Here is a 443-nt window from a genome sequence, read left to right as displayed (position 1 = left end):
CTGGCGCGAACACCGGGATGCAGGTCTCGGACGGCTCCTGCTCCCCCACCGCACCCGACCCGACGCCGGAGCCGACGGGCGAGCCGACGCAGGAACCCACCCCGGAGCCGACGGAGGAGCCGCCGCCGGAGACGACGGGCGAGCCGTCGGACCCGCCGAGAGGGGAGAACCTGTCGATCGGTGACGGCTCGGACGGGGCCAGCAAGGCGAGCGGGACGAGCGACGGGAACGTGCGCGACGGTGACCTGGCCACCTACTGGGCGCCGGAGGGCTCCACGGGCCGGATCTCGGTGAAGTGGGACTCCGCGACGACGGTGTCCTCGATCGTCGTCCGCGGCTCCTACGCGGTGGACAACGGCAAGCACGGGTTCACCTACAACAGGAACCTGGGCACGATGGCGGTCGAGGGCAACGTCGCGGTCGGCAACGAGCAGCGCAACTTC

At 71.8% G+C, this 443-nt stretch carries 1 pseudogene; it reads left to right on the top strand.

Annotated elements, in window-relative coordinates:
- Positions 1–17: 17 nt before the first annotated feature.
- Positions 18–443: pseudogene (locus tag V5O49_RS00125) on the top strand (hypothetical protein); the annotation flags it as partial.

Origin of the sequence: Isoptericola haloaureus (assembly GCF_036689775.1) — a bacterium.
Classification (GTDB): Bacteria; Actinomycetota; Actinomycetes; order Actinomycetales; family Cellulomonadaceae; genus Isoptericola; species Isoptericola haloaureus.
This window is presented reverse-complemented; position numbering and strand designations above follow the sequence as displayed.